We start from the raw sequence: 16714 nt of genomic DNA on the forward strand, positions 1-16714 counted from the left end.
ATGTAAAAGTCCTCTCTGCTCAGCATGTCGATGTCCTTTCTGGTGTGAGAACCTCAAGGAAACAACATGTTGGGTGGAGCGGACAATTCAAATGGTGAATTACCGTCTTATATCATTGGCGCTAACACGGCTACTGGTTGTTCATCTGGTGACGAAGCTTATAGTATGTGGAAACGCCAAGGCCCGCATGGTCGCAGGCGATCCTGAGTCTGACCCCTCTGCTTCTGAGTGCGTCAATTTCCTGGATCTTTTTGATATCGGCGCCGGGGCGCCCGGTTTTTTCACCCCGTGCTTTTTTTGCGGCGATACCGTCGGCCTGCCTTTCCTTCAGTAAGGCTCGTTCAAACTGGCTGAATGCCGACATCATGTGCAGCTGCAGTTCCTGCATCGGATTGTTTGTGCCGGCGCTGAACGTCAGTTGCTCCTTCAGAAAAATAAGGGTAACGCCCTGATCACGAAGCCGGGTGGTGACAGCGCACATATCCGACATATTCCGGCAAAGGCGATCGATGGAATGAACCAGAAGCGTATCACTAGGGCGTAATTGCCCCAGGAGTTCCTGTAACCCCGGGCGGTTTGTGTCTTTCGCGCTGGCATGCTCAACACAAATTTTATCAGGCTGAAAACCCGCCTTTGACAATGCTTCTTCCTGACGGGCCGTATTCTGATCGGCCGAGCTTACCCTGATGTAGGCATATTGCACGTAAAACCTCCGGAAGGTCTTTAAACATCATAGAGATTTAAAGAATAATCCATAAACACCGATTTAGGGAGGTTTATAGACATTTTTTCGGGGATCTGAGAGGCATGCTGAAAACGTATACCTTTATAGACATCCGTCAGCGACGACGACCCAGCCAAATCACTTCAGGCTCCAGCACCGGAGATGCAAGGTTGAGTCTACTCAGTTGCCGGTTGATTTTGTGGCGGTTGAACCGGACAGCATCCAGGTCGTCAGCAAAAGGGCGGATCTCGCCGACCGTTGTTTCATCATCCGCATTAACGATAGCTTCAAGAAACGCCAGGGTTTTATCGAACTCATCCGCAGTTGTGGCTCCGGGCATACCATGGCCGCTTATACAAAACGGCGCTTTCAGCGTAGAGTTTTCATGAATGGCCTCAACACGAATGTCATGAAGCCAGTGCTCAAAGAAATTGTATTCATAGGTAAAGCGATCGCCAGCATCAAAAGCAAAATCATCAATCACGACCCGGAATGGATTATCGATAAAACCGATGCCTCCTTCGTAGGAGATACCGTAATCTTTGCCATAAATGTGAAATTGATGGAGATGGTAGTCCCCCCAGCCCTGCACGATCTGGATTATGTAGTGAAGCGCGGCCAGCGACGTGTCGGCAGCAATTCTCAGCCGACGCCAGACCATCGGACTGACTCCACGAACTGCTATTTTGATGACGTAGATCTTCATAGTCAGCAGGTATTGTTATGAAGTGGTGGTGGGTATTTTAACCCCTGAAGAGACCCCATTCGATGACTGCCCCAAGGTTTTTCATGCTCTCCAACAACGACGACTTCGCTAATTTTACCGTAGGTAAAAATAGGGGTCGCGTAGTAGGTCGCCAGTTTTCCGGTGAGCGCTTCCCGGTGAGGGGGAACCCAAAAGATACGTTTTTTTAGCAAATAGTCCGGCGTTTGTTGTTGTCGTGCGGCTTCGGTGGGCTGGATCTGCGACTGAATAATTTCGCTAACAGGGTACGACTGTAATACATGTCTGATCTCACTGTCGTCCGGGGAGAGAAACGCTAAGAATTTACCGTCCGGGGTATAGATAAAATTATCCAGCGTTCTGCCCAGCTCGCGAGTGCGAATGGCGACGGCCGGGGTAAAGTCCTGAAGCAGGTTCAAGGAATTATCACTGACCGTGCTGGGGACGCCAGTCTCTGACGGCGCCGCCAGAAAAATATAGGGCAAGCTGCCCGTCAGCGGTGAACCGAGCAGCACGCCATTGTGGTGCTGAATGTCATTCAAAAAGTGCTGATGTTGGCTATAGTCATGAATATGTGTACCTTCAGTCTCTTCATGTAAGTTAGCAAACATCTTGAGACGGGTCGTAAACTGATCGGTTCTGATCTCGACATAGTCCCGCTCGGTTTGCAGCACGTTAGCCTGCCTGGCAATAAACGATTCAAAGTGGTTATACATCCCCAGTAGTGTGGCAAATATCAAACTGACAGACAGGAGCGTCGCACTTAAAATGAGTATCCTCTTATGGTAGTTATAAGAGTTTTTCATGCTGTTGCGTTCCATCGAATTCCTTAATACTGGGATTTTTCTTAGGAAAAATCTTACCCTTGTAAATAAGGAAATTCACGCTTTTTAAATTGCTCTCACTGATAGGTGATAGTAAACGTCGCCAGGCTGTTAGCCTGGCCACCTGTCACTTTTTCCGTCGTTTGATAATAGCGAGCAGTCAAAGGGATAGCGTAAGCGCCTTTGGTAGTGGCGGTGCCAACGTTAAACATCGAACCAAACGTGACCGGGGTGTCGTTATAAAGCACCTGCACACCCACGCCGGACGCGGTTGCACCGGTTGTTGCCTGGGTCAACGCCAGAACACCTGCCGCACCGCTGCTGTCCTGAGCGCCTTCCAGGGTCAAATTCACCCGGGTTGACGCGTCGCAATCAAGATCGATGGTAAAGTTTTTTTCTGCTGCGGTACTACCTGTCCCGGTGAATGCCGTGCTCAATACATTGCCCAGCGGCACTTTGACGGCCGCGTTGGTGACCGAGCAGGCTGTAGTGGTGACGTTAAAGCTGTTCATGGATAAAACAGAATCAGAGCGCCATGTGCCCCAATCATTAAGAATAGAGGCGCCAACATTGGTGCTATTTACCATGCCAGAACCTGTGGTTTGTGCGGTTTTATAAAAAGTCAGTCTGGGCTTACCCTTCATCACAAAAGTTGTGAACATTCCCGCAGCGGAAGAACCACAGATCATATTCTGATTGTTGCTTTCGGTGACATAGGATATTGCGCCAGAGCAACTTAGTGTACTCTCCATGCCAATAGCATAGCCAATACCGGCTATATTAGTGCTATAAACCCGCCGACCATTAATAGTCATGACATAAGTTCCGTAGCTTTTTATTCCCCAGCCCCAACTGGGATTTGTCACACCGGTACTGCAGCTTGAAAATTGTCTGTCGGAGCCGATTATTTCAGATCCAATTTGTGAACCGACCGGGGCATCGCGCTGGACGATCAGATTAGGTACGCTGATGGTCGACGAAGCGGTAATGCTACAGTCAGCATGTGCTGAGGGGGCAAATGTGAATGCCGTTCCGGACAATAGTAAGGTCACAATAAACGTATTACGTAGAATCATCCTATTTCCCATCCATTATTTGCAGATTGCTGCAAAAATCTGCAGCACATCGGCATCGTGATTGTCTGCAGATGGCAGTGTAAATGGCGCTTTACACTGTTTATCTGCGGTTTTCCCCCACTGCACGATCAGTGTCCCTTTTTCAGGCACGCCGCTGAGGTAGACCTGGCCGCCATCGCCGACCAGTGCGCTGTTATCCACATCGCTCTCTTCTTGTACAAGCGTCGCGGTGGCGCCGAACGGCACCGGTTTGCCCTGATAGCGCAGGGTGATCACCGCCCGCTTACCAATACGAGGGGTAAAGTTCGCCACGACTACCGCGCCGTGGGTCGGAGTGACGGTTTGAACGGTGGTGTCGATATCGACATTGCCGCCCATCGAGCGGGTATCCAGCGCGACCCGATTATGGCGATAGGTGCTGACATACGGCACAACCGCATAACCGCGTGAGTCGGTGTAGACCCCGGTGTTGTTCTCAAGCTTAAGTCCGGCTGCCCCAGGGGCGCGAACCAGCGCAATGGTGTCGCTGAGGGATTGCGACAGCGTCACGCCATAAGGGTGAACCACAATGCCGCCCTGCGCACCGTAGTTAACCTGTTGATAATCTTTGGTATAGTTATAGCCTGCGTTCACTTCGCCCTTGCTGCCTTTATAACGCACGCTGGCGTTGCCGCTGTATCCCTGGCCATGATTACCGAGGCTTTGCTGTACGCTATAGTCAAGGTTGTTGTCTTCCAGTGCAGTACCGCTGATCCCCGCCTGCTGGTTCACGCTGCCGTGGCTGGCGGTATTCACGCTGTACGTGGCCCAGCTGTTCGGCAGGAAGCGGCTCAGCGGAACCTGAACGCTGAACGACACCTGCCGGTCGCTGTTTTGGCCATCAGGCATTTGACTGTAGCTATAGCCGAGGTTATAGCCGATTCCGGCTATATTCTGGCTGTAACCCAGATTCACCGTGCGCTGATAGCCGTTCATCCGCCAGTAGTCCTGCTGAAAAGCGGAGATATACACGCTGCCGTAGGCTTTAAATGACTGGTTCAGGTTGAGCTGAAACTTGCTGCGTTTATTGTTGTTGTAGCCCACATAACCCAGGGTCGAGTCGGGATCGTTCACGTACCCCATTTCGTTCGCTTCCTGGAAGGTATAGAACCCCTGGGTTGAGTAGCGGTAGCTGGCTAACGTGAATGTCGTGCCGGTTTCGGCAAAATCTTTCGCGTACTGAATACGGTATGACTGCCCGGAATGGGTGCTTTCATCGCGCAGCTCGCTTTTCGCCTGGGTCACATCGAACGAAACAGAACCCAGCGTGCCGAATCCATGTCCCACGCCGAGACTTGCCGCCAGATAATTATCTGCCGCTAACAGTCCGCCATAGACGGTGGTAGCCCCATACAGGCCGTAAATCAGCGAGGTTTGCCCGAATTGAGGCTGTCTGCCGTGACCACTGGCTGAGCGATAACGCCCGGCAACGACCGAGAACTTAGTCTGCCCCTGGCGCAGCATTAACGGTACGGCGGAGAAGGGTTGTACGAACGAGAACGTACTACCGTCAGCTTCCGTAACCGTGACATACAGATCGCCACTCGCGGAGGTCGGGTAGAGATCGGTAATTTCAAACTGACCCGGCGCGACATAGGTCTGATAGATGGTGTAACCATTTTGCTTAACCGTAACCTGCGCGTTGGATTTCGCGATCCCGCGCACCACGGGGGCAAACCCTTTCATACTGTCAGGCAGCATGTTGTCGTCAGACGTCAGCTGCACGCCAGTAAATGAGTTGCTGTCAAACACCATGCCTGGCGTACTGCTTTCACCGAGGATCAGCTGGCTTTTCAATGCATGGATATCACGCTGAAGGTAGGTGTAGGCGGAATCCCAGCTGTTCTGGCCATCGCTGCTCCGGGAATACGTCGAGTAGTTACGTAACCGCCACGGCCCCATATTGATACCGGATTGCAGGTTCACATAATTACTCTGACTGTTTTCACCTTGATGTGCCCTTCGGGTGTTCGCGCCGCTGGCGGTATAGTTCAGTAATAGCGCCGGGATGCCCTGATCCCATTGAGACGGATCGATAAAGCCCCTCGCTTTTGTGTCAAGCGCGGTCTGCGGGATACTAATATCAAGGCGCTGCTCTTCTAAACTGAAGTCAGTGCTGGCGTCCGGAATATAGTTGCCAATAGGGGTGATTGCCTGACTGTCCGATAATTTTGTTAATGCAGGCAGCGCCTGGGTTTTTACGCCCATCTCAGCCAGCTGTTTTACGGTTAATTCGGGGGCTAATTTATTGTCAGCCATGACGAAATTTATTGAGCGGGTTTCAACAAAACTGCCGTTCATATAAATATCAACACGATAGTTACCCGGCATTTGTTCACCCGTACGGAATAAACGTTCGAGGTCGGCGGTTTGCTGGCCAGGGTCCTGCATTTCCAGTGCCGCAGGGTTGAAATAATACTCCTGAGCGGCAACCGGAAATACAATTAACCCTAACCCTGTCAGGGTAATACTGCGCAGGTGAAGTGAAGATATTTTCATACTGGCACCCTTTCATGTCTCAGGACAATGAAAAATGTTTCCTTTTTGTTTTTATAAAAAAGTTTTCTGACTCTGGGCTTCCATGTTCAGTATGAAAAAGAACAGATTCAGATATGACTTTCAGCAGGTTTGGAGATATCGCCAAAATCAGTAATGCTTTGCCACGTGACCGTATTGGCCGCGTTTGTTGGTAACGGCAGGTTTAATGTCGATTTCGGTGACACCATACCCGCGTTGTTAATTTCCCGGGTCCCGACCTTCACGCTATAGAAGGACACGAAATAGGGCGTCGGGTTTGTCACCTGCAGCTGATTTCCCTGACGGCTAAAGGTCAGCTGTTTATACGCATCGGCCGGGTTACCTTGTAAACCTGTCGGGCGATAAATCAATTTCAGACGGGATTTAATTGAAATCTGCAATTCATTTTCTTCAGGCTTAACGGAACCCGGAGTGGATTTCACGTCCAACCAGTAAACAGATTCCCGATCTTTTGGCATGGTGTTACTGACTTTAGTGATACGTAAATTGGTCTCTTTTCCCGCCACGAGAGGAAACAGTTGCGGGGTAATGATAAATGGCACATTGTCTTGCGCAGCTTTTTTTTCCACCCAGGACTGAATCATATAAACGGTTTGTTTCTCCGGGTTTTTAACGGATAACGTTTCCTCTCTGTTTTCACCGTGATAAATAACACGTGTCGCACCGACAATAACGCCAGCGTTAGCTGCGGTCGCGGTTGCCAGCAGACTCCCTGCTAATAATAATGTTGAGGTGAATTTCATAAAGGTTTTCCTCGAATCAAACAGCAGTTAAAGCGGTGGCAGTAATTAAGAATTAAAACCACCGGGTGAACAGGCTGTTAGTTGTAGTTAATGGTATAGCTAAGGCTTGAATTTGCATCACCACCAGTCACATCTGCACTCGTGGCCATATATTTAGCAATAAAGTTATAAACGGTATCGGTTGTTGTACTCAGTGTCTGAGACGATGATGCGGTGTTCAACGGGATCAGTGTTGAACCGTTAGATTCATACATTGCAATACCAATGCCGGTTGCTGCAGTGTTGCTGTCTGCTGCGACCACTTTCAACAGCTGGCTGTTTGCCGTGTCAGGCGTACCGCTGAATGTAATGGATGCCGTTGTCGCCGCTTCCGGGCAGGAAGAGAGGGTAATGGTTATCGGTTTCCCCTGGCTGGTTGCACCGACACTGCTTAACGCCGATTTACTGATAGAGCCCATCGCGATATTTGCGTTAGAGGCCGTAGCAGTACAGGCTGGATCGATGACGCTACCTGTGAAATTAATGGTGCCATCTGCCGCATAAGCCGCAGTTGCAGAGACAGCCAGAACGGATAATGCTAATACAAATTTTTTCATGATATTTCCTTTTGGTTAAGACGGAGTGTTATCGCACTGGATTAGGCTTTATCCAGTGAGCAATTTCCTGTTGCTGAATAAATGATATGTTTTTTTACCCTGCATAAGATATATACTGCTTTCTTATATCAGTCATAGGATTTATCCTATGCCTGGTGTCGCGACCGTTCATTAATTTTTTTCTAAATGTTAATGGCACTGGATAATATTAATCGGCAATGCTATCAGCACTGAGTCATGCGCCCATAATCCATTTTATGGGGCGCTCATGAGAAATTGCTTTTCTACACAATGGTCAAAATATTATGAATATTTTTAATAAGATAAACCTGCGTATTTTTTTGTGGTCAACATTTATTGGCGGGGTGATCAGTTCATTGGTTAAATCCGGTACCGAGGCCAATATGCCTCCTCGTATTGCGGGTGAAGCATCACCACCAGCTCTTAATATCGATGCATGGTTAGGGTGGCTCGGTATCAACTCCCACTCGCTGGATTATGTGTACCAGGGGATAACAATACCGGGGGCGGTTATGCTCTATCACTGGCTATTCAGTTTTATCTTTGCGGGCCTGTATATTCTTATCTCTGCCTTTGCCCCTAAAATCAGACTTTGGTATGGCGCGGCTTACGGGATTGTGATCACGTTGATTATGCATGGTTTTTTGATCCCGACTCTGGGTTTTCGGCATCCGGCCTATCTTTCAGGCCAAACCGGCTGGTTGTGGAATCTTAATGGCTACGAGTTCTGGAGTGAACTGCTTGGCCATATTTGCTGGTCAGTTTCCATTGAGGTGAGTTTAATTGCGGTGCTGGCGATGTTCTCACGTCCGTTACAGGGTAAGTGGGCAGTGACAAATGTGAAGTGATCTGATCTAAGACAGCGGGCTTAGCTGGAGTAGCCTGTATTTATCCCCGCTGTCGCGACAGCCTGTATTATTTAGCATGATCGGCAGTAATATTTTCAAGCTTACCATTCTCCATCACGACATACCCTTCGTCGCGTAATTCGCGCAGCGCACGTAATATGGAAGATCGTCCCAGCCCGGTACGCTGTGCAATATAATTCAACACTGATGTTTTTTGCTGGAACCCGTTCGGGGTAAGACTCAACTGCTGCACGAGATTTTTTACGGTGCTGTTCACGTTCCGGTCAGACGCATTTCTCTGATTCAACATGAGCTTATTGATGGAATAACTCATCAATTTAAACATATTGTGGTTTTGGTTATTTTTCTCTACCAGCCGGTTCGCCTGCCATAAGGGGATGGCATGTAATACGCCAGCAGACCCTCTTTCAAGGTAAACGCTCCCTTTCCCCTGGTCCGGCCAACTCCAGCCCGCAATATAAGGGGCGAAGAGGGTGCCCACGACGCGGTGATCAGAATGACGGCGTAATAAACAGTGCCCTTCTGTCAGTAAATAGAGAACCGGCTCATTATGAACGGTGAAATAAAATAACCGCTTACCGTGGGTCACTTTTGACGGGACAGGGACATGCGCCTCGGGCAACAAAAGCGCGGATAAGTCGTTAACTGCCGAAAGCGGAAAAGAGAGTTCAGCAGGGGCGTGATAGTCAATCATAGGAATCCTCATAGGCAAGTGAAAGCGTGAATATCTGGCTGCTGCCGAAATCCTTATCTTTCTACCAGAGCGTAACTGTCCTGAATACTAATGATATTCCTTGGTATACCATAGGGTGCAATAAGTCTATCACCAATTGAGACTCTTTAGGCAAGCGCAAGGATCCGTTCTCTTGATGTCGATCAATTTAAATGGTATCCCTTGGCATACCATTGGTTCAGTGAGGTGATGTCACGCCGTACACTGGCGTTCACCGCCAGGATAAGGGTTATCGAATTAATGAGATGAATATGAAGATAATGAAAACCATGCAGCGTTTTCCAGGCGGGATGATGGTGATCCCGCTGTTACTGGCGGCACTGCTCAACACATTCTGTCCGCATGCCCTGCGGATCGGCGGGTTCACTGAACAATTGTTTGTATCAGGTTCCTCTCCGCTGATTGCGCTGTATCTGCTCTGCGCGGCAGCCGGGATTAACGTGCGTAAAGTGGGTCGCCCACTGGAGAAAGGAGTGGTGCTGTTCGTCGCGAAGGTGGTGTCCGGTATTGTGATCGGGGTACTGGTTGCCCATTTTTTTGGCATTAAGGGCGTGCTCGGGATTTCACCGCTGGCCATCATTCCGGGGATGACCGCCATCAATGGCGGCCTGTTTGGTGGGCTGGCAGGGGAGTTTGGTGACAATACGGATGTCGGCGCCCTGGCCCCGGTGCTGCTCGGCTGCAGCCCTTTCTTTACCCTGATTGCGCTGGGTGCCTCCGGGTTAATTAGCGTTCCGTACATGGCGCTCTTCGCCGTGATCTTCCCGATGATTGTCGGTTTTATTCTTGGCAACCTGGATGATGACTGGAAAGAGATGTTGCTCAAAAGCCAGAACTTTCTCGTCCCGTTCTTCGCCTGGTCTCTTGGCATGCATCTCAATTTCCATCAACTGGTTTCAGCAGGCATTCAGGGCGTCGTACTGGGACTGGTGACCTTAATCGTCACCGGCGGGTTGGGATATGCAGGCTATCGCTTTTTCTTCCGTGACACCCTGCCTGCCGTGGGTGCAGCGGTCGGAACTACCGCCGGACTATCGGTCGCGTTCCCCGCGATTGTGGCGCAAATCGCCCCTGGCTTTACGCCGCTGGCGGCTGTTGCCGCCGCCCAGATTTCTTCTGCGGTCATTGTGACTGCCATTTTATGCCCTTTAGTGGTTTCCGTACTGGCGAAACGCCCTGTCCGTACCGAATCCGCTAAATCTAATTCATTGAGTTAAAAGAGGTTCAACATGTCAAAGTCAACAGTACTGGCCTTAAAGATCATGGCGTGTGATAGCGTCGCCACCGTACTGAGCGATGTCCAGCGCGGCGATGTCATCACGGTGAAGGATAAAGCGGGCAATACCCAGGCTATTGTCGCACTGTCCACCATCCCTTTCGGTCATAAAGTGGCCGTAGCGGCGTTAAACATCGGCGAAGAAGTGCTGAAGTACGGTGAAAGTCTCGGGGTGGCAACCCAGACCATCGTTGCCGGTGATTATGTTCACACACACAATTTAGCCAGTCAGTATGGTCGCGGCGATCTTACACATGATGAGGCGGTTACCCACGCCCGTACTTCCCGTTATCAGGAGGCAGTAAAATGAACAATAATTTTAAATGGTTTGGCTACCGTCGTGAAAATGGTCAGGTGGGTTCCCGTAACTTTGTCGCCGTTATTCCGGCAACGGTCTGCGTGACGGAAATCGCCCAGGCGATTGTGTATAACACGCAGATGTCGAAAGCCCTGTTGCACCATTGTGGCTGCTGTCAGTTAATGCCCGATCTGGATCTGGTCACCAACACGCTGGGGTGCCTGGGTTCGCATCCTAACGTCGGCGCAGCACTGGTGATTAGCCTGGGTTGCGAAGGTTCCAACGCGGATGAAATTGTGGCGCAAATCGCCGCGACCGGCCGCCCGGTAGAAAAAATTGTCATGCAGCAGCTCGGCGGAACCAGCCGTGCCATCCAGCATGGTATTGATCTGGTGCAGAAAATGGCTATCGCCATTTCCGCACAGCAGCGTAGCGAAGCGGGTCTGGAAGACCTGGTGATGGGGATAAAATGTGGCTCATCAGATACCACCTCCGGACTTTCCTCAAATATGGTGATTGGACACATGTCCGATGCGATTGTTGATGCCTGCGGGACCGTGCTGTTTGGTGAAACCACCGAGTTTATGGGTGCTGAACATATCCTCGCGCGGCGTGGTCGCACACCGGAAGTCGGGCAGCGTATCTACCAGATTGTTGATGCCATGGAGAAACGCGCGATGGCGGTGGGGGTGGATATGCGCAATGGTCAGCCTACACCGGGCAACATTGCAGGCGGACTCTCCACTATTGAAGAAAAATCGCTGGGTGCAATCAATAAATCCGGTTCGCGGACCATTGAAGGTGTGCTGGACTACACCGACAAGGTGCCGGGTAAGGGGCTGTGGATCAAAGACTCACCCGGGTTTGAACCTGAGATCCTGACCGGCATCGCAGCCGGCGGCGCACAGGGGATTGTCTTCTCGACGGGCCGTGGCGCACCGCAAGGTTTTCCGATTGTCCCGGTACTGAAAATCTGTGGTAACCCGCGTACGTACCAAAATTTGTCCCATGATATGGATATCGATGCCGGTCAAATAATTCTTGGCAATAAGTCGATAGACCAGGTGGCGGAAGAGACCATGGCTGCGTTTATGCGCGTACTGTCGGGTGAATTAACCAAATCTGAAGCGATCAACTATAACCGTACCATGGATATCCATACCTACGGACCTAAAATCTAATCGCCGGAGGGCGTTTCTCCCACACTTCACCTCTGTGTGGGAAAACCCCTCAATACTCGTCATCCTGTTTGTGGTATCGTTAGCACTGCTAAACACTCTAAAAAGGTACTACTCACAGGAGTCGCATGATGTCTGCACGCGTATTTTCCCCTGTTCAACGTAACGATCGTCAAAGAGGCTCTACGCTTGCTATGCTGGCGTATGATGCTATTAAAGACGCGATTGTGAGCGGAAAAATAAAACCGGGAGAATGGCTGCCCGCGCAGCGCGATCTAGAAGTGCAGTTACAGATTTCCCGTTCCCCTATCAGAGATGCGATATCGAAACTGCAGGCCGAAGGGTTGCTTGAGATCGGCTCCGGGGGAGGCGTGATTGTCGCCAATGTTTTTAACGACGCGTTTGCAGACCCGTTAAGCCAGCTTGCGGCAACGAATCCGCAGGTGCGTTTTGATATTCTTGAATTTCGTCGCCTGCTGGAAGGCGCGGCTGCTTTTTACGCTGCTAAGCGCAGCACACCGCAGGAACATCAGCATTTACAGGAACTTTATCAGCAGCTTAAATGGGCCTATTCAGAAGGCACTTTACAGGAAGCTGCCAAAGCCGATGCCCGGTTCCATTTGGGTATCACAGAAGCCGCACATAACCAGGCGATTCTGGGAGTCATGCAAAGTTTCTATACGGTATTACAGGGTTCCGTTCTGGATGCGGCGGATACCATTCGTCGCGATAAACAACACTGGGATGAAACCGATCGCCATCATCAGCAATTATTACAGGCAATTATTGATGGTGATGCTGAAGAAGCGCAAAATTTAGCTTGTGAACATCTCTCATTTCTCCATTCAACGCTCTCGCAGGTTCAATCTGTCATACCTGTCAAATAACAACCATTAATGTGTCATCCCCTAATGAACATGATTATTGTTCATTAGGTGTGTTGTCGTGATTTAAATCATTCCTTTTTGGAATAATGACTATTTGTTTAATTCATTTTTAGAATTCCAATCGAGTGTTATAATATCACTCATGCGTTTTTTTATTTTCCAGAAGGGGAGTCAATTAATGACATGAAAAAAAACGATTCAACGATTTCAGATGCCTACTTTCTTGAGAGTAAAGGACTGCTACGAAGAGCAATGGCAGTATGGCAGATGATATCTTCATCTCCGGATACGCCAGCCTGTTACCATGATCTTGCCCGAAATGAACTGGCAAAACTTAATGAATTGCTCGAGCAGAAAAAGAAAGAGAGCGTCATTAAACAGAAGTTGATTTCAAACAGAAGATTAAATGTTGAAAGGGATCGCCAGAGAGTGATTTCTTATTTTAAACAGGGCTATACGGCAGGGCAAATTGAAGGGCTGACGCAGCGTTCAAGTGCATTTATTTATAAATGTAAAAAATATCTTTAAACCTTCATTTATAAGGGCTGTGGTAACAATGCTAAAATCAATAGTACCACCAGAGAATAATCACTGGTACAGAATTTGTCGTTCTTTACTTCAGAAAGCAGGAATAGAAATTAACGGAAGTCGACCTTTTGATATCCATATTAATAATAATAATTTTTATAAACGTGTTCTGCAGCAAGGTTCCCTGGGATTAGGGGAAAGCTATATGGATGGCTGGTGGACCTGTGAAAATCTGGATGAATTTATTGCTAAACTGATTGCAGCCGATCTCGAATCCAGTATAAAGCACAATATGAAAGACTTGCTGCGTATTGCCAGCGCTCGTCTGATTAATCCCCAATCCAGAAAACGAGCCTGGATTGTCGGAAAAGAACATTATGATCTTGGCAACGACCTATTTACCAGTATGTTGGATCCCTGGATGCAATATTCCTGCGGGTACTGGAAAGACACTACCGATCTCAATACGGCACAGCAAAACAAACTTCATCTTATTTGCGAAAAACTGCAGTTGAAAACGGGAATGACGCTGCTGGATATTGGATGCGGTTGGGGTGGACTGGCGTCATATGCCGCAAAACACTATGGCGTGAAAGTGACAGGTGTCACCATTTCGGCAGAGCAAAAGAAGCTTGCTCAGGCGCGCTGTGAGGGGCAGGATGTTGAGATATTGCTCCAGGATTACCGGGATCTCCATCAGCAATTTGACCGGATTGTCTCGGTGGGGATGTTTGAACATGTTGGCCCGAAAAATTATGATACCTATTTTCATGTGGTGAATAAAAATCTGAAGCCGGAGGGGATATTTTTATTACATACCATCGGGTCGAATAAAACGGAGATGAATGTCGATCCGTGGATCAATAAATATATTTTCCCTAACGGTTTTTTACCGTCGGTTGAACAAATTGCCGCTGCCAGTGAACCCTATTTTGTGATGGAGGACTGGCATAATTTTGGTCCCGATTACGACAAAACGCTAATGGCCTGGAATGCGCGATTCCAGGCTGCCTGGCCTACCCTGAAAGAGCGTTATCCCGAGCGTTTTAGAAAAATGTTTACTTATTATCTAAACGCCTGTGCCGGCACATTTCGGGTAAGAAACATCCAACTGTGGCAGGTGATCTTCACCCGTGGGAAAGTAGGAGGTATGTGCGTCCCGCGTTAAAATAAAACGCATTTTTATGGTGCCCTATTTACCTGTTTTTTTCGCGGGGGACTTAAGCCACAGAGCAGAGCTTCCACCAAATACCAGCTCCCGCGCATAACTCCAAGCCACTCCTGTTTAGAAGGGAATACGGGATAGCCGGCTGGTTTACTTTAAAGGATGTCCCGCTGTGGCACCATTACTGAATATTGCGTAACATCCGGGCATAGTTACTTACTAACTTGTTAACTTAACCTCTTAACATGTTGTTAAGTTCATGTCAGGTTCAGACGGTCGCGCGCCCTACGCAGGCGCGCTTCGCCGCGGCGATCGTACTGCTGGGTGGTGGTGACGCTGGCATGGCCCATCGCATCCTTGACCGTAATGAGATCCTCGCCATTATCCAGCATGGCGGTCGCAAAGGTTCTTCTTAAATCGTGCGGCGCACATTTCCCAATCCCGGCCTGGCACTGGCGGACCTGCAGGACATGGTACACCGCCTGATCGGTCAGGCGGTCGTTCGTCAGGGTGTCAAAGCGGCGGATGCGGGTGAACAGCGGCCCGTCTTTTCTCCCCCGAATCTCTTCAACCCACTTCTGCAGGCGCAGCCAGGTGCCGGCCGGCATGTAGGCCAGCCTTTCCTTGTTTCCCTTGCCCAGCACACGAAGTGCCTGCTCAACTGTGACAACGTCACGCAAATCCAGCCCCACGGCCTCCGAGCGGCGCAGGCCGCAGCCGAGAATGACGGCCAGCATTGCCGCATCGCGTACCCCGATGCTGGAGTCATCGGCCTCGCAGGCACCAAACAGCGCCAGTATCTCCTCCGGCGGCAGGGCCCGGCCGCGCGGCAGGCGGCTGCCCCTCAGGTTACGTATCGCCCGGATGTGCTGGAAACTCTCGACGTCCATCAGCCTGAGCATCCAGGCTTCCTTCGTCACGCCCTTCAGCGCTGAAAGATAGGTATTGACGGTGGCCGTAGTCCGGCCGGTGTCGCGCAGCAGCTCGGTCACGGCCATCACGTGATGGCGCCGCAGGCTGCCCCAGTTGCAGGACTCCAGGGACGCGGAGCCGAGCATGCCGGCAACGATGTTCAGGAACGAGGCCATGGTCTGCCGGCTGCGGGGGGAATTAAGAGAAAGCAGGTAGGCCCGGGCCGGGCTGACCGGAGCATTCTCACCGGCCAGCGCCGGCAGCAATTCCTCACCGGGTGGAATGACCACCGCGGGCAAGCTCAGTTCCGGTTCGTCGTCGGGCATCAGGATCATGTCGGGCTCCGTCCGGGCCGGAAAGCCTCCGGCGCGCTGGGTGAAAAATCAGGGGAAATGTACCATCAGAGCGTACCGCAGAGAGTCTACTTTTTCAAACGTACATTTTAATAAGTAGAAAAAACTAAAACCATTCTCCCAGTTTTCCGACAACCTGCCCCTGTTAATGCGACAGAGCCCCGTTCGCTTGCCTCTGATACATCATGGTATACCACGTAATGCCAAAAATGATGCTGTACGTGACGCGCTGAGGCTTGAAGTTCGGCGTCAGGAGGACGTTGTCAGGTTAAAACGTATCGAACTGACAAACCTGCAGCAGACAAAAATTCACCGTCTCGAATATGCCCTGCAAATTGCTCAGGCCGCTGGAATATCCCGTCCGGTATACAGCAACGGCCAGGGCATTAAAGACGATCCTGATTTTTCCGTGATGCTCGGCAGCCAGGGGCTTTCCCGCAAGCTGCAAATTGAAAAAGCGCTGAATAATATCGCTGAACTGAATGTCGATCTGCGGAATCAGGAATATAGACTGACCATGCTGAAACAAATCATCGTGCCTGACCTCAGTTTTCCTGTTGTTAATTTTTTACAGCCCGCCACGCTACCGGTAAAAAAAGAAGGTCCCGATAGCTTAATGATCGTGCTGCTGGCTGCGCTGACTGGGCTTACCGCTGGCGCAGGCCAGCACCTTCTGCAACAGGCATGGCAAAAGCAAAAAGAAAGCCATGCTTAAGCTGACGCTGGTGCTGCTGTTAACCCTGTCAGTCCTGAATATCGTCATTATTTTAGTGTTGCTTCACACCACACTTATTTCGTTGATGTGAGCTGCCTATCTGTAGCGACCTGCGTTTATAAATTCACAAACCTGCATTTACCCCTGATTCTCAGCCCACATTTAGCTGCTACCAGCGCGGGGCCCAAACCCATCACACCGCAAAGGGCGATCAGCCTTCCTTCCAGAATGGCGGCCCTGATATCTTTCGTCAGTTGCTTATGCGTATCCGTTTCGTAGTATCCGGCCTGAGTCAGCGGATTTGTCAGGCCGAAAAATTGCATAACCTCAACTCGCATGATCGCCTTCCTTTTTCTGTCTGCGGAAATACTCCCTTACGCGGTCAATGCTGTTATTGCAAGATTAAAAAGTCACCTGTTTTAGCCAGTTTGAAATGTCACCTAAAGTGACAAATCTACATGAGTTATCTTTGTCCGTGTTCGGTCAGAATCATCACTTCTTGTTCGATTTTTGAT

At 49.9% G+C, this 16714-nt stretch carries 17 protein-coding genes and 1 pseudogene; 8 read left to right on the forward strand and 10 right to left on the reverse strand.

Annotated elements, in window-relative coordinates; translation table 11 throughout:
* Positions 1–130: 130 nt before the first annotated feature.
* The 7 genes from P349_RS00235 to P349_RS00205 all read right to left on the reverse strand — a co-directional run bounded on the left by P349_RS00235 (position 131) and on the right by P349_RS00205 (position 7264).
* Positions 131–703, reverse strand: coding sequence for a recombinase family protein (locus tag P349_RS00235; protein WP_032664374.1), 573 nt, complete (start codon positions 701–703; stop codon positions 131–133).
* Positions 704–839: 136 nt separating this feature from the next.
* Positions 840–1430: a plasmid pRiA4b ORF-3 family protein gene (locus P349_RS00230; protein ID WP_032664378.1), complete on the reverse strand. Its 591-nt coding sequence runs from the start codon at positions 1428–1430 to the stop codon at positions 840–842.
* A 2-nt stretch (positions 1431–1432) separates the two neighbouring features.
* On the reverse strand, positions 1433–2269 hold the full coding sequence (locus tag P349_RS00225) for a hypothetical protein (RefSeq protein ID WP_032664381.1): 837 nt from the start codon (positions 2267–2269) through the stop codon (positions 1433–1435).
* 80 nt (positions 2270–2349) lie between these two features.
* A complete protein-coding gene (locus P349_RS26520; RefSeq protein ID WP_152540111.1) occupies positions 2350–3348 on the reverse strand; it encodes a fimbrial protein in 999 nt (332 codons plus the stop codon).
* Between the two features lie 15 nt (positions 3349–3363).
* The gene (locus P349_RS00215) at positions 3364–5886 is read right to left on the reverse strand and encodes a fimbria/pilus outer membrane usher protein (protein ID WP_152540112.1); all 2523 of its coding nucleotides are present in this window, start codon (positions 5884–5886) and stop codon (positions 3364–3366) included.
* A gap of 107 nt (positions 5887–5993) precedes the next feature.
* Positions 5994–6668, reverse strand: coding sequence for a fimbrial biogenesis chaperone (locus P349_RS00210; RefSeq protein ID WP_032664382.1), 675 nt, complete (start codon positions 6666–6668; stop codon positions 5994–5996).
* 77 nt (positions 6669–6745) lie between these two features.
* Complete coding sequence (locus tag P349_RS00205; protein ID WP_032664384.1) at positions 6746–7264, reverse strand: fimbrial protein; 519 nt, start codon at positions 7262–7264, stop codon at positions 6746–6748.
* 305 nt (positions 7265–7569) lie between these two features.
* Here P349_RS00205 and P349_RS00200 point away from each other — a divergent pair, with 305 nt between their 5' ends.
* Positions 7570–8133 (forward strand): YagU family protein, encoded by a 564-nt coding sequence (locus P349_RS00200; protein WP_032664385.1) that lies wholly within the window; start codon positions 7570–7572, stop codon positions 8131–8133.
* A gap of 67 nt (positions 8134–8200) precedes the next feature.
* Here the strand turns inward: P349_RS00200 and P349_RS00195 are convergent, their stop codons facing one another.
* Complete coding sequence (locus tag P349_RS00195) at positions 8201–8848, reverse strand: helix-turn-helix domain-containing protein (RefSeq protein WP_032664386.1); 648 nt, start codon at positions 8846–8848, stop codon at positions 8201–8203.
* Positions 8849–9138: 290 nt separating this feature from the next.
* On the opposite strand from P349_RS00195, the gene P349_RS00190 reads away from it, so the two are divergent.
* The 6 genes from P349_RS00190 (at position 9139) to cfa (ending at position 14222) form a co-directional block, all read left to right on the forward strand.
* Positions 9139–10104 (forward strand): 2-keto-3-deoxygluconate permease, encoded by a 966-nt coding sequence (locus P349_RS00190; RefSeq protein ID WP_032664398.1) that lies wholly within the window; start codon positions 9139–9141, stop codon positions 10102–10104.
* Positions 10105–10116: 12 nt separating this feature from the next.
* Positions 10117–10473: a UxaA family hydrolase gene (locus tag P349_RS00185; RefSeq protein ID WP_050597551.1), complete on the forward strand. Its 357-nt coding sequence runs from the start codon at positions 10117–10119 to the stop codon at positions 10471–10473.
* Positions 10470–11642, forward strand: coding sequence for a UxaA family hydrolase (locus tag P349_RS00180; protein ID WP_032664389.1), 1173 nt, complete (start codon positions 10470–10472; stop codon positions 11640–11642). The genes P349_RS00185 and P349_RS00180 overlap by 4 nt, the downstream gene beginning before the upstream one ends.
* A gap of 125 nt (positions 11643–11767) precedes the next feature.
* Positions 11768–12526 carry a FadR/GntR family transcriptional regulator gene (locus P349_RS0124845; RefSeq protein ID WP_081758234.1) on the forward strand — a complete coding sequence of 253 codons (759 nt, stop codon included), beginning with the start codon at positions 11768–11770 and terminating at the stop codon, positions 12524–12526.
* A gap of 183 nt (positions 12527–12709) precedes the next feature.
* A complete protein-coding gene (locus tag P349_RS00175) occupies positions 12710–13054 on the forward strand; it encodes a hypothetical protein (protein WP_032664390.1) in 345 nt (114 codons plus the stop codon).
* A 28-nt stretch (positions 13055–13082) separates the two neighbouring features.
* On the forward strand, positions 13083–14222 hold the full coding sequence (gene cfa, locus P349_RS00170; RefSeq protein WP_032664392.1) for a cyclopropane fatty acyl phospholipid synthase: 1140 nt from the start codon (positions 13083–13085) through the stop codon (positions 14220–14222).
* Between the two features lie 254 nt (positions 14223–14476).
* Here cfa and P349_RS00165 read toward each other — a convergent pair whose 3' ends face one another.
* The gene (locus P349_RS00165; RefSeq protein ID WP_032664393.1) at positions 14477–15466 is read right to left on the reverse strand and encodes a tyrosine-type recombinase/integrase; all 990 of its coding nucleotides are present in this window, start codon (positions 15464–15466) and stop codon (positions 14477–14479) included.
* A gap of 187 nt (positions 15467–15653) precedes the next feature.
* Between P349_RS00165 and P349_RS00160 the strand changes: the two genes are divergently transcribed.
* A complete protein-coding gene (locus P349_RS00160; protein ID WP_050597553.1) occupies positions 15654–16199 on the forward strand; it encodes a hypothetical protein in 546 nt (181 codons plus the stop codon).
* Between the two features lie 182 nt (positions 16200–16381).
* On the opposite strand, the pseudogene P349_RS00155 reads toward P349_RS00160, so the two are convergent.
* Positions 16382–16537 (reverse strand): annotated as a pseudogene (locus P349_RS00155) (ExeA family protein); the annotation flags it as partial.
* Between the last annotated feature and the right edge of the window lie 177 nt (positions 16538–16714).

It is taken from the genome of Enterobacter sp. DC4, from assembly GCF_000568095.1.
Lineage (GTDB): Bacteria > Pseudomonadota > Gammaproteobacteria > Enterobacterales > Enterobacteriaceae > Enterobacter > Enterobacter pseudoroggenkampii.

Coding starts and splice junctions, on each gene's coding strand:
- P349_RS00230 (WP_032664378.1), bottom strand. CDS start 1,430: ATGAAGATCTACGTCATCAAAATAGCAGTTCGTGGAGTCAGTCCGATG.
- P349_RS00225 (WP_032664381.1), bottom strand. CDS start 2,269: ATGGAACGCAACAGCATGAAAAACTCTTATAACTACCATAAGAGGATA.
- P349_RS26520 (WP_152540111.1), bottom strand. CDS start 3,348: ATGATTCTACGTAATACGTTTATTGTGACCTTACTATTGTCCGGAACG.
- P349_RS00215 (WP_152540112.1), bottom strand. CDS start 5,886: ATGAAAATATCTTCACTTCACCTGCGCAGTATTACCCTGACAGGGTTA.
- P349_RS00210 (WP_032664382.1), bottom strand. CDS start 6,668: ATGAAATTCACCTCAACATTATTATTAGCAGGGAGTCTGCTGGCAACC.
- P349_RS00205 (WP_032664384.1), bottom strand. CDS start 7,264: ATGAAAAAATTTGTATTAGCATTATCCGTTCTGGCTGTCTCTGCAACT.
- P349_RS00200 (WP_032664385.1), top strand. CDS start 7,570: ATGAATATTTTTAATAAGATAAACCTGCGTATTTTTTTGTGGTCAACA.
- P349_RS00195 (WP_032664386.1), bottom strand. CDS start 8,848: ATGATTGACTATCACGCCCCTGCTGAACTCTCTTTTCCGCTTTCGGCA.
- P349_RS00190 (WP_032664398.1), top strand. CDS start 9,139: ATGAAGATAATGAAAACCATGCAGCGTTTTCCAGGCGGGATGATGGTG.
- P349_RS00185 (WP_050597551.1), top strand. CDS start 10,117: ATGTCAAAGTCAACAGTACTGGCCTTAAAGATCATGGCGTGTGATAGC.
- P349_RS00180 (WP_032664389.1), top strand. CDS start 10,470: ATGAACAATAATTTTAAATGGTTTGGCTACCGTCGTGAAAATGGTCAG.
- P349_RS0124845 (WP_081758234.1), top strand. CDS start 11,768: ATGATGTCTGCACGCGTATTTTCCCCTGTTCAACGTAACGATCGTCAA.
- P349_RS00175 (WP_032664390.1), top strand. CDS start 12,710: ATGAAAAAAAACGATTCAACGATTTCAGATGCCTACTTTCTTGAGAGT.
- cfa (WP_032664392.1), top strand. CDS start 13,083: ATGCTAAAATCAATAGTACCACCAGAGAATAATCACTGGTACAGAATT.
- P349_RS00165 (WP_032664393.1), bottom strand. CDS start 15,466: ATGATCCTGATGCCCGACGACGAACCGGAACTGAGCTTGCCCGCGGTG.